We start from the raw sequence: 14,639 nt of genomic DNA on the forward strand, positions 1-14,639 counted from the left end.
GGTGATGGGCGGGACCAACGCCGTCTCGATCGACGGCGACGGCAGTCCGCCGATCACCCTGGTCGGCGCCGGCGCCGGTGCCGCCGCGACCGCATCCGCGGTGGTGGCGGATATCGCCGATGTCGCGCGCGGCATCCGCGCGGTGCCGTTCGGCCGGCCGGTATCCGGGCTGAAAGCCACCGCGAAGGCGCCGATGCAGCGCCATGAGGGCGGCTATTACTTGCGGCTGCTGGCGCGCGATCACGCCGGCACCGCCGCGACCATCGCCAAGCGGCTTGCCGAGCAGGACATCTCGATCGAGTCGATCGTGCAGCGGCATCCGCACCGCAGCGTCGATGCCAATGGCAAGGCCGCCAAGTCGTCGGTCCCTGTGCCGGTGATCCTGATTACTTACGCCACCGCTGAAGACGCGGTGCGCCGCGCGCTGCAAGCCGTGCAGCGCGACAAGGTGATCAGCGGCCGGCCACAGGTGATCCGGATCGAGAAGAACTGAGTTCGACCATTTGTACAGCCCCCGCCACAAGCGCGGGGGCGCTGTTTTGAGGAGCTGGGCCGATGTCGACCACCATTTCCGTTCCGCCGCAATTGCTGCTGGAACGCATCCTGACCCTGGAGATCGTGCGTGTGACCGAGCGCGCCGCGGTGTCTGCGGCGCGGCTGCGCGGCCACGGCAACGAGAAGGGCGCGGACCAGGCCGCGGTCGATGCGATGCGCCGCGAGCTCAACAAGATGCCGATCGAAGGCACCATCGTGATCGGCGAGGGCGAGCGCGACGAAGCGCCGATGCTGTTCATCGGTGAAAAGGTCGGCGCTGGCATCAATGCCGGTCCGAAGGTCGACATCGCGGTCGACCCGCTCGAAGGCACCACGCTGTGCGCCAAGAACATGCCGGGTTCGATCGCCACCATGGCGATGGCCGAAGGCGGCACGCTGCTGCACGCGCCCGACGTCTACATGCAGAAGATCGCGATCGGTCCGGGCTACGAGAAGAACCTGATCGACATCGATGCGCCGCCGGAGGACAACATCCTCCGCTTGGCGCAGGCCAAGGGTGTGCCGACTCACGGCATCACCGTGCTGGTGCTCGACCGTCCCCGCCATGCCGAGCTGATCGCCAAGATCCGCGCCACCGGCGCCGGCGTCCAGCTGATCACCGACGGCGACGTTGCCGGCGTGATCCACTGCGCCGACCCGGACAACACCGGCGTTGACATCTACATGGGCACCGGCGGTGCGCCGGAAGGCGTGCTGGCTGCGGCGGCGCTGCGCTGCATCGGCGGCCAGATGCAGTGCCGGCTGCTGCTCGACACTCACTCCAAGCGCAACCGCGCCGAGTCGATGGGCATCGAAGATCCGAACTTCGTGTACCAGATCGAGGACATGGTGAAGGGCGACTGCCTGTTCGCAGCCACCGGCGTCACCGATGGCTCGCTGCTCTCGGGCGTCAAGTTCCGCAAGGGCGTGATCCAGACCGAGACCGTGGTGATGCGGTCGGTCACCGGCACGGTGCGCTACATCAAGGCGGACCACCGCCAGCTCGAGAAGTTCCACCTCGATTAAGATAAGGAGACGTCGGATGGCCGTCGAGATTCGTTCCGTCGGCCCCGACGAGCGGGCCGCCTGGGAGCCGCTGTGGGCCGGTTACCTCGCGTTCTACAAGGCGACACTGGCGCCTGAGGTCTCCGACGTCACCTGGGCGCGGTTTCACGATCCCGCCGAGCCGATGCATCTGCTCGGCGCCTATGTTGACGGCAAGCTCACCGGCATCGTGCAGTTCATCTATCACCGGTCGTGCTGGACGGTCGGCAATTACTGCTATCTGCAAGACCTGTTCGTCGCGGACAGCGCCCGTGGGCTCGGCCTCGGCCGCAAGCTGATCGAAGCCGTGTACGCGCGCGCCAAAGCGGACGGCTGCAGCCGCGTGCACTGGCTGACCCAAACCGGCAACGCCACCGCACGGCTGCTTTACGACCGCATTGCCGAGGATTCCGGCTTCATGCAGTATCGGAAGATACTGTAGCCAGCCTAACAACGTCATTGCGAGGAGCGAAGCGACGAAGCAATCCAGTCTGCATGTGTGACTCTGGATTGCTTCGCTGCGCTCGCAATGACGAAGAACAACAAGGGACGAACGCCATGCCGGTGTCCGATGCGACAGACGTCAAAGCCCTGCTGTTCGACGTGTTCGGCACTGTCGTCGACTGGCGCAGCAGCCTGATCGACGATCTTTCCGCCTATGCGGCTGGGCGTGGCCTCGAAGGCGACTGGACCGGATTGATCGATGCATGGCGGAAGGCCTACGTGCCGTCGATGGATGCGGTCCGCAACAATCCGCAAGCCGAATTCCTCACCCTCGACGAACTGCATCGGCAATCGCTGGAGCGGCTTGTCGGCGAATTCGGCATCAAGGGACTGACCGAGGACGATCTCAACTACATCGTCACCGGCTGGCATCGGCTGAAGCCGTGGCCGGGTGTGGTTGCGGCGCTGGAGCGGCTGAAGACCAAGTACATTCTGGCTCCGCTGTCGAACGGCAATGTCGGGCTATTGACCCGGATGGCGAAGAACGCCGGCCTGCCGTGGGATCTGGTTCTCGGCAGTGACATCTTCCGGCACTACAAGCCGGATCGGGAGAATTATCTCGGTGCCGCGAAGCTGCTCAATCTGCAGCCGGGCGAAGTGATGCTGGTCGCCGCGCACAACTACGATCTTCAGGCCGCGCAAGCGTTGGGCCTGAAGACGGCTTTCATCCCGCGTCCGACCGAGTACGGCCCGCTGCAGACGATCGACTTCGATGCCACCGGCGACTGGACCATCGTTGCCGACGATCTGGCCGGTGTCGCCGATCGGCTTGGGTGCTGACCCGCGAGAAGGTCAAACCTCTCGCTTCGCTCGCAATGACGGGCAGTGGGGTGCTCCCACCGCCGTCCTGGCGGTTTGCGCTGTCGGCGCTTCGTGCTTATCTGCGCGGACCATGACGCCTCCCATCTCAGTTTTGCCGGCCGAAACCGTGCCGGCGTTTCTCGGCGTGACCCGCTCTGCCACCGGCAAGGCGTGGCGCGACCGGCTCGACGCGCGCGCCACTGCGAAGGCGCAGGCAATGGTGCAGCGCTATCAATTGCCCGAGATGTTGGCGCGGGTGCTGGCCGGGCGGGGCGTGGAGATCGACCAGGTCGAGGACTTTCTCGATCCGACGATCCGCAAGCTGATGCCCGATCCGGCGTCGCTGACCCAGATGGAAGCCGGCGCCAAGCGGATCGCCGACGCTGCCTCGCGCGGCGAGAAGGTCGCGATCTTCGGCGACTACGATGTCGACGGCGCGACCTCGTCGGCGTTGCTCGCCTGGCATCTGCGCCATTGCGGGCTCGATCCTTTGATCCACATTCCGGATCGCATCTTCGAAGGCTACGGCCCGAATATCGACGCGATCCGTATGCTCGCCGGCAAAGGCGCGACGCTGCTGATCACCGTGGACTGCGGCACCACCAGCATGGAGCCGCTGGCGGAAGCGCGGCGGCTCGGGATGAGCGTGGTGGTGATCGATCATCACCAATGCGGCGACGAACTGCCCGAGGTCGAGGCGCTGATCAATCCGAACCGGCCGGACGATCTGTCGGGGCTCGGCCATCTTGCCGCGGTCGGCCTGGTGCTGATGACGCTGGTCGCGGTCAATCGCGAACTGCGGCATCGCGGGTTCTGGACCACCGAGCGGCCGGAGCCGAACCTGCTCGACATGCTGCACCACGTCGCGCTCGGCACCGTGGCGGACGTCGCGCCGCTGGTCGGACTCAACCGTGCTTTCGTCGCCAAGGGCCTGATCGCGATGCGCCGCCGCGATCACGTCGGCCACACCGCGCTGATGGACGTGTCGCGGCTGAACGGTCCGCCGGAAGCGTGGCATCTCGGCTTCATGCTGGGGCCGCGGATCAATGCCGGTGGCCGTATCGGCCGCGCCGATCTCGGCGTCCGGCTGTTGCTCGAATCCGACGTTTCCGAAGCCGCCCGGATCGCCGCCGAACTCGATCGCCTCAACAGCGAACGGCGCGAGATCGAACAGAGGGCCGAAGCCCAGGCGGAAGCCGAGGCGATGGCGTCGCTCGGACTCGAGGACAAGGGCGCGGTGATCGTCACTGCGTCCGAAGGCTGGCACCCGGGCGTGGTCGGCCTGGTCGCGTCGCGCCTGAAAGAGAAGTTCGGACGGCCGTCGTTTGCGATTGCGCTCGAGCCCGGCGGCATCGGCACCGGCTCGGGCCGTTCGATCTCCGGCGTCGATCTCGGCAAGGCGGTGCGCCAGGCGGTGCACAATGGACTTTTGCTCAAGGGCGGCGGCCACGCCATGGCGGCCGGCGTGACGCTGCGCAAAGAGCGGCTCGCCGAATTCCGGGCCTGGTTGGAAACGACGCTGGCGGATGACGTCGCCAAGTCGCGCCACGTCAACGAACTGTACATCGACGGCGCGGTGTCGGCGCGCGGCGTCACGACAGAACTTGCTGCGACGCTGAACCGGGCAGGGCCGTTCGGTGCCGGCAATCCGGAGCCGATCGTGGCGCTGCCGGCGCATCAGCTCGTCTATGCCGACGAGGTCGGCCAGGCGCATCTGCGGCTGCGCTTCAAGGCCGGCGACGGCGCGTTCGTCAACGGCATCGCATTCCGCAGCGTCGGGCAGAAGCTCGGCAACGCGCTGACCGAGAACCGCGGTCAGACGCTCCACGTCGCCGGCTGCCTCAGCGTCGACCGCTGGCAAGGCGCCGAACGCGTGCAGCTCCGCGTCATCGACGTCGCGGTCCCGGATGCCGGGCCGACGATGATCAGGTGAGCAGTGCGAGCCGCGCTCGTTAGCCCAGAATGAAGATGCGAACTCCTGAAACTGTCGTCATCGCCGGACTTGATCCGGCGATCCATCTTTCAAGAGTGATGGATGGCCGGGTCGAGCCCGGCCATGACGTGAGTTGCGTTCAATGAGCGGGACGCCGGGAGCTAAGTACAAATCTCGCCTTGGATGATCATTTCCCGGAACAGCTCGACCGCTTTGGGATTCAATGCGCCTTCTTCGGGGAGCACCAGGGGCAGGTCGGGTGGGGCGAGGATGGCGAACTGGCGGCCCCATTCGTACACCCAGGCGAGGCCGTCCTGGAACATCACTTCATCGTCGTAGCGCGGGGTGCGGCCCGAGCGGGCTTCGGCGAAGCCGCGGCGGAAGGTGGTGTTCCAGACGATTTCGTCCAGTGGAGCTTGGAAGGTCTCGGCCTGAGGGCGCACGTCGGTCATGGCTCAAATCCGGCGATACATCCTGAAGAAACGGAGGAAGGGTATTATTCCACGGCTCGGCCGAGGCAAAACCCTGACTTTCGGTCAATCGCCCCGGTCGTGTTTGGCTGGGATCAGATAGGCCGGGATCAGCCGGCGGATCAAGCGGGCCGTCACGTGGCGGAAGCCCGGATGGTGCAGGCAGACGCCGCCGAGCAGGCCGACCACGCAGCCGACCACGGTATCGATAAACCGCGCCTCGATGATCTGGTGCGCCGGCTCCTGGCCCAGCGTCGCGGCGTCGGCGAGGAAGATGGTGAGCGGGGTGATGAAGATCACCGCGAAGCCGTAGTGCCGGATCACCGCGGTCTCGATCACGAAGCTCAGCGCGATCACCGCAAACGCGATGCTCCATTTCTCCAGCGGCAGTGCCAGTAGCACCGCGGCGAGGCCGAGGCCGATCGCGGTGCCGAGCAGGCGGTGCAGATGCCGATTCCAGATCGCACGCACCGACAGGCCCTGAATGACGGCGAGGCAGCTCACCGGCACCCAATACGGCCGCTCAAGCTGCAGCGCCTGAGCCAGCGCCAGCGCCAAACCGACGAAGATGCCGATCACCACGGAGTCGAGCACCACGTGCTCGAAATCGTCGATCGCCAACGGCGGCACCGGCAGCGGATCGCGGATCCGCAGCACGACGATCGAGTAGATCATCGCGATCAGGGTCGCGAGCAGGCCGCCGAGCACGAACAGCCCCGCCTTCAGCGGCAGCTGCATCAGGTCGCTGGGCGTATAGGCGGCGATCGCCGCGGCCATCACGAAGAACATGCTGCCAGGCGGGCCGACCCGATAGAACCGGCACAGCATGGTGACAACGATCGCCGTGAAGGTGATCGCCGGCACCAGCAGCCACGGCAGCAGATGCACCACCAGCCCGAGCGTGTAGCAGGCGGCATAGCCGAAGCCGGCTGCCATCATCGAGACCATGCGGTGGTGCAGCGGGGTGCGCGGGAGATACAGAAACGCCATGCCGCCGAGCGACGAGATCAGGCCGTAGTCGAGATGATCGAAATACGCGCCGATCAGCATCGGCACGCCGGCGGCGAGTGCGGCCGAGAACGGCATCTGCCAGGGCCGGTCGCTGGGATTGAAGGTGACGAGCTCGCGCCACTCCTCGTGCGCCAGCGCCTTGATCCGGTGCCACGTCCAGTGATGTTGAATCATCGAAAAGCCTGCGGCCTCTATCCACCCTGCCGCAGTCGAGCCAGCACTTTGAGCCCGCCATAGCCGTCGGCGGGCGATAGGCCGGTCTTGAGCTGAAAGTCGCGGATTGCCTTCATGGTGTCGTTGCCGACCCGGCCGTCGGTGCCGCCGGTGTCGAAGCCGGTGCGGGTCAGCCGGGTCTGCATCTCCTGCACCTCGGCGAGCGTCAGCGCGCGCTCCGATCCGGGGAAGGGATGGATGAACGGGCTGCCGCCGAGAATGCGATCGCCGAGGTGGCAGATCGCCAGCGCGTAGTTCATCGACGGGTTGTAGCTCTTCACCGCGTAGAAGTTCGGACCGATCAGGAATTTCGGTCCGCCCTCGACCGGCACCCACATCGTCGCGCTGGCCGAGGAATTGGGAAATGGCTGGCCATCGGCGCGGGTGACGCCGGAACGCGACCACTCCAAATAGCTGCGGCGACCGCTGCCTGTGCCGCCGGGGCCCTCGACCTCGTAGCCCCAATGCTCGCCGCGACGATAGTTGCCGCGCCGGACCAGATACTTCGCGGTCGAGCCGAGCGCGTCGTCGGGCCGGCCGAACGGCGACACTCGTCCGTCGCCGTCATAGTCGATGCCGACGTTCAACCACACCTCGGGCATCCATTGGCTGTGGCCCATCGCGCCGGCCCAGGAGCCGCGCATTTCTTCCGGCGTCGACCAGCCCTTGTCGACGATCCGCAGCGCGTTGATCAGCTCGGTTTCCCAATACGATCGCCGCCGCGGCTCGCGCCACGCCAGCGCAGCGAGCGACGGAAACACCGGCCGCATATGGTTCTGCTGCACCAAGGGATCGCCGTAGGCGCTCTCGACGCCCCATAGCGCCAGCAGCGTGCCGCGTTCCACGCCGAAGTCCCGCTCGATCCGCGCGAACAACGCTTCGTTCTTGCGCAGCGCCTCGCGGCCGGCGGTGATGCGCCAATCCGACACCCGCCGGTTGATGTACTGCCAGAGCTGTTCGTTGAATTCGGGCTGCTTCTGGAAGTTCTTGAACACGCTCATGTCGGGTTCGAGCGATCCCATCACCCGATCCCAGGTGCGCGGCGAGATGCCCTTGGCGAGCGCCTTGGCCCGGAACGCGTCGCGCCACTCATCGAAGCCGGCCGGCGCCGCGGCCGCAGCCGCGGCGGGCAGCATCACGGCGGCGCCGACGGCCGCCTGGAGCAGGTGGCGACGGGTGAGGGAGGTGGGGGAATCGTGATCGACCATGGCCGGTAGTGTAGCGGCATTGAGGTCGTCCCCAAAGCCGCTGCGCCTCGATAGCAGCTGCGCACGCGGGCCGCCGATTGTTCCAACAGGCGGCAGCGACACGATGTCTCCGCCTGTGCCCTTGTACCGCCGCGCTCTGCGCCCAACTGGTGACACCGACCTGCCTTCCGCAGCCTCGGCATTCGAGGCGCGATACAGCCGACGGACAATGAGGAGTTGAGGTGGACCGCGAATCCGAGATTGGGCCGGACCTCGAAGAGCCGGACCTCGAAGAGGCTGCGCCCAGCGACGGCTCCGACCTTGGCAGCGCCGTTGCCCAGGCGGCGCCGCCGCGCCGGCTGCTGATGGTGATCAATCGGGGCAGCCGCTCCGGCAGTCAGGCCGTCGGCCTGGCCGGCTCCAAGCTCAGCGCCGCGGGTTTCGACCTGGTGGTCTCGGCACCTTCCAGTCGCCACGAGGTCGCGCCCTGGATCGAAGCCCATGCGGAAGGTGCCGCTGGCGTGGTGATCGCTGGCGGCGACGGCACGCTGAACGCGGCTGCGCCGGCACTGCTGACGACCGGGCTGCCGCTCGGCATCATCCCCGCGGGGACCGCAAACGACCTGGCCAGGACGGTCGGCCTGCCGCTCGATATGGAAGCCGCCGCCGATGTGATTGCGGCGGGACATCGCAAGACCATCGACCTAGGTGACGTCAACGGGCACAAGTTCTTCAACGTCGCCAGCGTCGGCCTGAGCGCCGATCTGGCGCGCGAACTGAGCGGTGAAAGCAAGCGCAGGTTCGGCCGCCTCAGCTACGCGCTCACCGCCGCGAAGGTTCTCAGCAAGGCGCGACCGTTTCATGCGGTGATCGTGTCGGGCGATGAGCAGGTGCGGGTGAAGACCATGCAGGTCGCGGTCGGCAACGGTCGTTACTACGGCGGCGGCATGGCGGTGGAGCAAACCGCTGAAATCGACGACGGCCAGTTCGATCTGTATTCGCTGGAATTCGCGCAGGTGTGGAAGCTGCTGGCGGTGGCCTACGACTTCCGCAAGGGCCGCCACGTGTTGTGGCGCGAGGTGCGTGCCGCGCGGGGTACGTCGTTCGAAATCCGCACCCGCAAGCCGCGTCCGGTGAATGCCGACGGCGAACTGGTGACGTTTACGCCGGCCCGGTTCGAGCTGCTGCGCAACGCTGTCAGCGTATTCGCGCCGAAACAGCCGCCGCCGCGCCCTTGAACAACGCCAACGAAAAAGCCCGCCGGGATGCGGCGGGCTTTGCGGCAGTCAGCAGGGCTGATTGCAATTAGTCCTTGGCGCGCTCGACGTAGGAGCCGTCTTCGGTCAGCACCACGATGCGAGTGCCGGTGCCGATGTGCGGCGGGACCTGGGTGCGGACGCCGTTCGACAGCACCGCCGGCTTGTAGGACGACGACGCGGTCTGGCCCTTGGTCACCGGCTCGGTCTCGACGACTTCGAGCGTGGCGCGCTGGGGCAGGGTGATCGCAACCGCGGTGGTGTCGTGCATCGACAGCTTCACCACCATGCCTTCCTGCAGGTAAGGCGCAGCCGAGCCGACGACGTCCTTGGCGACCTGGACCTGATCGTAGGATTCCGGCTCCATGAAGTGGAAGCCTTCGCCATCTTCATACAGGAAGGTGTAATTGCGCTCTTCAATGGTGACCTTCTCGACCTGGTCGGTGGTCTTGTAGCGCTCCGAGATCTTCACGCCGTCGCTGATTCGGCGCATTTCGATCTGGCTGACGGGCGTGCCCTTGCCGGGATGAATGTTTTCGGCAGACAGGACGACGTAAAGCTTCCCATCTTGCTCGAGGACGTTGCCCTTGCGAATAGAACTGGCGATGACTCTCAAAGGAATGTTTCCTGTCGTTCAGGTCCGGGCCCGATCCGGGCGTTGGTATCCCGAGGCCGAAACGGTTTCGGGGCGCAACATACTGATTTGTGGCGCTGATGCCAGTGTTTTGCGCGGCCGGATGGGGGCGACTTGAGATGGAGGCGACAAGCCAACCCTCGCCCTGGTGGAACAGGGATAGGTATCTGGACCGTCAGCCGTTTTTGCGCGCGCGGGGGGCGGTGACCCGGGCCGTGCGCACCTGGTTCGGTCGAGACCGCGATCCTGCAGATTTCGCCCGGCAACGAGACCCATCTGCACGCCCCGCGCACGGACCTCTTGGGGCCGGACGGCGAGCGGCGCTCCCGATACCTGCGGACCTCGCCGGAGTTCGCCTGCAAGAAGCTGCTGGCGGCCGGCGAGGCGCGAATCTTCGAGCTTGCCCGGGTGTTTCGCGACCGTGAGCGCGGCCGCGTCCATCTGCCGGAGTTCACCATGCTGGAGTGGTACCGCGCCGAGGCGCCGTACCAGCAGGTGATCGACGACTGCATCGCGCTGGTCCGTGTCGCGGCGGAGGCCACCGGCATTGGGACGTTTTCTTTCAGGGGCCGGCGCGCCGATCCGCGCGCCGAGGCGGAGCGGCTGACGGTGGCCGATGCGTTCGCCCGTTTTGCCGGCATCGATCTGCTTGCCACGATCGCCAACGGTGAGGGAGATCGCACGGCGCTGGCAGACGCGGCAGCTCCACGCGTGCGGATCGCCGATGACGACACCTGGTCCGACATTTTCAGCAAGGTGCTGGTCGAGCATGTCGAGCCGCGGCTCGGCGATGGACGGCTGACGGTGCTGAGCGAATACCCGGCGCCCGAAGCGGCGCTGGCGCGGACCAAACCGGACGATCGGCGGGTCGCCGAACGGTTCGAGCTGTATGCCTGCGGCGTCGAACTCGCCAACGGATTCGGCGAGCTCACCAATGCGGCCGAGCAGCGCGCGCGCTTCATCGCCGCGATGGACGAGAAAGAGCGGCGCTACGGTGAGCGCTATCCGCTCGACGAGGCCTTTCTCGCGGCGGTCGGCGAAATGCCGGAGGCCAGCGGCGTTGCGCTCGGCTTCGACCGCCTGGTGATGCTGGCGGCCGGCGCAACCACGATCGATCAGGTGGTGTGGACGCCGCCGGCAGGCGAGGGCGTATGACCAAAGTCACCCGATTGAACACGCCGGCAGCGGCGACGCTGCGTCAACCCGACGAACTGATCGCCGAAGGTCTCGCCACAGCGGACGACCGCGCGATGCTCAGCGAAGTCGCGTCGCGCTATGCGATCGCGGTGACGCCGGCGGTCGCGGAGCTGATCGATCGCGACGATGCCGATGATCCGATCGCGCGGCAGTACATCCCGCGCGCTGAGGAATTGTCCTCGCTCGCTTTTGAACGCGACGACCCGATCGGCGACGCCACGCATGCGCCGGTCGAAGGCATCGTGCATCGGCATCGCGACCGCGTGCTGTTCAAGCCGGTGCATGTCTGCGCGGTGTATTGCCGGTTCTGCTTTCGCCGCGAGATGGTCGGCCCCGGCAAGGACAATGCGCTGTCGCGCGAGGCGACCGCTGCGGCGCTCGACTACATCCGCGCGCACAACGAAATCTGGGAAGTGATCTTCACCGGCGGCGATCCGCTGATGCTGTCGCCGCGGCGGCTCGGCGAGATCATGGCCGAACTTGCCGCGATCGAGCACGTCAAGATCATCCGCTTTCACACCCGTCTGCCCGTCGCCGATCCGGCGCGGATCACGCCGGATCTGGTGCGGGCGCTGCGCGTGGCGAGCAAGACCACATGGCTCGCGCTGCATGCCAACCACCCGCGGGAGCTGACCGAGGCGGCGCGCGCGGCGTGCGCGCGGATCGTTGACGCTGGAATTCCGATGGTCAGCCAGTCGGTGCTGCTCCGGGGTGTGAATGACAACGCCGCGACACTCGAAGCCTTGATGCGCGCTTTCGTCGAGTGCCGGATCAAGCCGTACTACCTGCACCACGGCGATCTGGCGCCGGGGACTGCGCATCTGCGCACCACGCTCGCCGAGGGCCAGGCCTTGATGCGCGCATTGCGCGGTAATGTGTCTGGACTTTGCCAGCCGGAGTACGTGCTCGACATTCCCGGCGGCTACGGCAAGGCGCCGGTTGGCCCCAATTATTTGTCGGACGCCGATGGAACCGAGCCGGATTCGCGCTATCGTGTCGCCGACTATTGCGGCGAGGTGCATCTGTATCCGCCGCGGTCGGAATGAGCGGCGGTACTCTGTCGCTGGTGCAGTCCGGCAACTGGGCCGGGAATGATGCGTTGGTGCTGGGGTTGGGCGGACCATTGGCCGATGCAGACTGCCGTGATGTTGGCGCGATCGGCGCCCAGCCTCGCGGCGGGAGCGTGGATGGAAGGAGAGCTCCGATGAAATCTGTGATGATCGCCGCCGCGATCCTGACCCTGAGCGGCAGCGCGGTAGTGGCGCAATCCGGCAGCGGCACAGGCGGTTCGGCCGGCTCGACGATGTCGCCGGGCGTTTCCGATGGTGGGGCAGGCCTCCGGCAAGCGCCGATCGGGCATCTGCAGCCGCGCCGCAACGACACGCCGCCGGAGCGGACGATCGATCAGATCGATCCGGCGGATGCGGCGCTCGACCGCAAGATCAAGAGCATCTGCCGCGGCTGCTGACGCGAACCGCGGCAGACGTCGCGCAACTAGGTGCTCTTACGGGCGGCGAGCGCCATCGCGATCAGCGAGGTGCCGCCGAACACCAGGTTGATTCCGATCAGCAGGCCGATCGCCCAGACGGTGCCCGGCCAGCCTGAGATGATGATGAACGCTACCAGGATGTCGGCGATACCGGCGGCGAGCATCCAGCCCCAGCGCTCCGACATCCGTCCGCGATGCTGGAAGGCGTACATGATGGTCGCGACACCTTCGGCAAGGAAATACACGCCGACGATGAAGGTGAGGGTCAGCGTGCCTTGCAGCGGCATCGCGATCAGCACCAGGCCGGCGACCAGCGCCAATGCGGCCGACAGCAGCGACCACCAGAAGCCGGGGCCCTTGCGCGCCCAGATCGAAAAGCCGACGCCGGCCACACCGGCGATGAAGAACAGCCAGCCGAGCATAATGGTGAAGGTGATGCTGGCGAGCAGCGGCAGCAGGATCGCCGCAAAGCCGATGATCAGTAGCAGAATGCCTTCGAACAGATAGGCCTTCCAGTGATCGCGAATGGCCGCCTCGACGCGCGCTTGCAGGCGCTCGACGTCTTGGGGGCGAAGGCTGTCATCTGGCAGAGACATGGGACTTCTCCTTTAATGGTTCCCATTCAGGAACCTACCCCGCGCAACGCACCTCGGCGTTAATAGTTCAACGGTATTCGGCGTGCTGGTCCGCGGGGGTGCCGGCGAATCGAAACGGCGTCGGGAATCAGTTAATTGTAGCGTTCGATTGCGACGACTTTGGCGGGAGACGACCGATGGTCCCAGCCGTTTTGCATCTAGTCGCGTTGGCGCTTGCGATCACGCTGTTCGTGTTCGCCTGACTTCAAGCGCACAGGACTTCAGGCTGAGAATATCCACCACCCACCGATCATGAGGATCGGGCGGGGAAGGCTCAATTGCGCGTGCCTCTGGTTCGCGTCCAATTCATCCTTCGGCAAACACTTGCGCAACCATGTCCTGCGCGGTCGGCGACCGAATCCGTACATTGGATTCGCTGGGCATCCGAAAAAGGGGTATAAAGAAGAGTATTCAATTTAAAATTGTGGTCGGCTCGTCGGTCGCACCACAATCAATCAGTCTCCGTTAGGAGGCGGCATGTGCAAAGACAAACGGCCCCACTGCAGCAGATGCGGTGCTCGCACGGGGCTCGCCCGGGTGTCCCCGGTGCGATCGATCGAACTGCGAATCTACGAATGCGCCAGCTGTGGCCAGACTGATTACTACGAGGTCAGCCCAGACCCGCACGCATCATGGGGATTGCTCGCCGGTGACCGACTGGCTGGGATTCTTGCAGCGCTGAAGAGGAATGATGGCGCTCCCTAGCGGAATCGAACCGCTCTCTCCACCGTGAAAGGGTGGCGTCCTGACCGATAGACGAAGGGAGCGAAGCCGCCGGACTGGCGCGATCCTTCAAGGATCGCAAGCAGGCGGAAACGCACGGTCTAACCCGAAACGGCTGTTTCAGCAGGCGCCGGAACGGGCCCGCGGCGAAGCAGCGGGCGAACGTATAGTGGCGTTTTTCCGGAGGGGCAAGCGCTCTCCGCAGCGATCTGCCGATACCCCGACTTTTCGCTAAATCTTGCAACGATTTTTCAACAGCCCGGGACCTAGAGCAGAGACGGTCCCGAGCGATCGGGGCCCGCGAACGCTCACTTTCTGCTTCGCTCCGGCCGCGGCGCTGTGCCCTCCGGCGAGCGATCCAAGCAGGCCGAGGACGACATCATGGCCAAGGACAAGACCAAGCGCGAGGCGCGCAAATCGGTACGCCAGAGCGGCTGGATCACGCTCGACGGCGGCTTTGCCGCGCGTCCGTGCGAGGTGCTCGATCTGTCGAGTTCGGGGGCCAAGCTGGTGCTCGGCGAAGCGGAGTCGCTCGGCTCACGGCTGCGGCTCGGTTTCTCGCGCGACGCGCGTCAGGGCCGGCAGTGCGAAGTGGTGTGGCGACGCGGCACGACGCTCGGCGTCAAGTTCGTCAGTTGAGGCCGCGTCGACGCGCTGAAGTGCCGACACCAAAACGGGCTCCACTGTTCGCGGAGCCCGTTGTAACTGCCAAAAAAAAGCGTGGTGAGCGACGTCAGCTCAGTGGCCGAAGAACAGCCACAACAGAATGATAATCGGGATCGGAACGCCGATCAGCCAAAGCAACAGTCCTCGCGCCATTGATGTCCTCCGTTGGTTGTTCGACCAACGCGAGGTGCTGCGCGTCGTTCCGCATCACGAAGCGGATGCGGGCGATCTCTGCTGGACGGGACCGCAGCGTCTTACCAATGGCCGGTGTTCGGCATCGAGGCCCACGGCTCCTGCGGCGGCAGCGCGTCGCCCTTTTGCAGCAGCTCGGCCGCCTGCAAA

General features: G+C 65.8%; 14 protein-coding genes, 1 tRNA gene and 2 pseudogenes. 10 read left to right on the top strand and 7 right to left on the bottom strand.

Translation table 11 applies throughout. The features are described 5' to 3' along the window. From DYI24_RS09100 to recJ, 5 genes are all read left to right on the top strand, one after another. Positions 1-493 (top strand): ACT domain-containing protein (locus DYI24_RS09100; RefSeq protein WP_164572056.1); only part of this gene is annotated, 493 nt, incomplete at its 5' end. A 62-nt stretch (positions 494-555) separates the two neighbouring features. Beyond that, positions 556-1,560, top strand: coding sequence for a class II fructose-bisphosphatase (gene glpX / locus DYI24_RS09105; RefSeq protein WP_107344429.1), 1,005 nt, complete (start codon positions 556-558; stop codon positions 1,558-1,560). A gap of 16 nt (positions 1,561-1,576) precedes the next feature. Then, positions 1,577-2,020, top strand: a complete 444-nt coding sequence (locus tag DYI24_RS09110; protein WP_164572057.1) for a GNAT family N-acetyltransferase — start codon at positions 1,577-1,579, stop codon at positions 2,018-2,020. A 116-nt stretch (positions 2,021-2,136) separates the two neighbouring features. Further along, positions 2,137-2,862 (top strand): haloacid dehalogenase type II, encoded by a 726-nt coding sequence (locus DYI24_RS09115; protein WP_164572058.1) that lies wholly within the window; start codon positions 2,137-2,139, stop codon positions 2,860-2,862. A gap of 112 nt (positions 2,863-2,974) precedes the next feature. Then, entirely contained in the window at positions 2,975-4,816 is a 1,842-nt protein-coding gene (gene recJ / locus DYI24_RS09120) for a single-stranded-DNA-specific exonuclease RecJ (protein WP_164572059.1), read from the top strand. Between the two features lie 161 nt (positions 4,817-4,977). Here recJ and DYI24_RS09125 read toward each other — a convergent pair whose 3' ends face one another. The 3 genes from DYI24_RS09125 to DYI24_RS09135 all read right to left on the bottom strand — a co-directional run bounded on the left by DYI24_RS09125 (position 4,978) and on the right by DYI24_RS09135 (position 7,718). Next, positions 4,978-5,268 (bottom strand): hypothetical protein, encoded by a 291-nt coding sequence (locus tag DYI24_RS09125; protein WP_011158059.1) that lies wholly within the window; start codon positions 5,266-5,268, stop codon positions 4,978-4,980. A gap of 84 nt (positions 5,269-5,352) precedes the next feature. Then, positions 5,353-6,471, bottom strand: a complete 1,119-nt coding sequence (locus DYI24_RS09130) for an FUSC family protein (protein WP_164572060.1) — start codon at positions 6,469-6,471, stop codon at positions 5,353-5,355. 17 nt (positions 6,472-6,488) lie between these two features. Then, positions 6,489-7,718 (bottom strand): lytic murein transglycosylase, encoded by a 1,230-nt coding sequence (locus DYI24_RS09135; protein ID WP_164572064.1) that lies wholly within the window; start codon positions 7,716-7,718, stop codon positions 6,489-6,491. A 221-nt stretch (positions 7,719-7,939) separates the two neighbouring features. Here DYI24_RS09135 and DYI24_RS09140 point away from each other — a divergent pair, with 221 nt between their 5' ends. After that, positions 7,940-8,935, top strand: a complete 996-nt coding sequence (locus DYI24_RS09140; RefSeq protein WP_164572061.1) for a lipid kinase — start codon at positions 7,940-7,942, stop codon at positions 8,933-8,935. 67 nt (positions 8,936-9,002) lie between these two features. Here the strand turns inward: DYI24_RS09140 and efp are convergent, their stop codons facing one another. Next, entirely contained in the window at positions 9,003-9,569 is a 567-nt protein-coding gene (gene efp, locus DYI24_RS09145; protein ID WP_107344436.1) for an elongation factor P, read from the bottom strand. 137 nt (positions 9,570-9,706) lie between these two features. Here efp and epmA point away from each other — a divergent pair. From epmA to DYI24_RS09160, 3 genes and pseudogenes are all read left to right on the top strand, one after another. Beyond that, positions 9,707-10,742: pseudogene (epmA, locus tag DYI24_RS09150) on the top strand (EF-P lysine aminoacylase EpmA). Beyond that, complete coding sequence (locus tag DYI24_RS09155; protein ID WP_164572062.1) at positions 10,739-11,830, top strand: lysine-2,3-aminomutase-like protein; 1,092 nt, start codon at positions 10,739-10,741, stop codon at positions 11,828-11,830. Before epmA ends, DYI24_RS09155 begins: the two are co-directional and overlap by 4 nt. A gap of 158 nt (positions 11,831-11,988) precedes the next feature. Beyond that, positions 11,989-12,252 (top strand): hypothetical protein, encoded by a 264-nt coding sequence (locus DYI24_RS09160; protein ID WP_164572063.1) that lies wholly within the window; start codon positions 11,989-11,991, stop codon positions 12,250-12,252. Positions 12,253-12,278: 26 nt separating this feature from the next. On the opposite strand, the gene DYI24_RS09165 is transcribed toward DYI24_RS09160, so the two are convergent. Beyond that, positions 12,279-12,869, bottom strand: a complete 591-nt coding sequence (locus DYI24_RS09165) for an HdeD family acid-resistance protein (RefSeq protein ID WP_107344440.1) — start codon at positions 12,867-12,869, stop codon at positions 12,279-12,281. A gap of 731 nt (positions 12,870-13,600) precedes the next feature. Further along, positions 13,601-13,675: transfer RNA gene (locus tag DYI24_RS09170), tRNA-Glu, on the bottom strand. Between the two features lie 337 nt (positions 13,676-14,012). Here DYI24_RS09170 and DYI24_RS09175 point away from each other — a divergent pair. After that, a complete protein-coding gene (locus DYI24_RS09175) occupies positions 14,013-14,270 on the top strand; it encodes a PilZ domain-containing protein (RefSeq protein WP_107346590.1) in 258 nt (85 codons plus the stop codon). A 281-nt stretch (positions 14,271-14,551) separates the two neighbouring features. Here the strand turns inward: DYI24_RS09175 and DYI24_RS09180 are convergent. Beyond that, positions 14,552-14,639 (bottom strand): annotated as a pseudogene (locus DYI24_RS09180) (lactoylglutathione lyase); the annotation flags it as partial.

Source organism: Rhodopseudomonas sp. BR0C11 (assembly GCF_010820945.1).
Classification (GTDB): Bacteria; Pseudomonadota; Alphaproteobacteria; order Rhizobiales; family Xanthobacteraceae; genus Rhodopseudomonas; species Rhodopseudomonas palustris_H.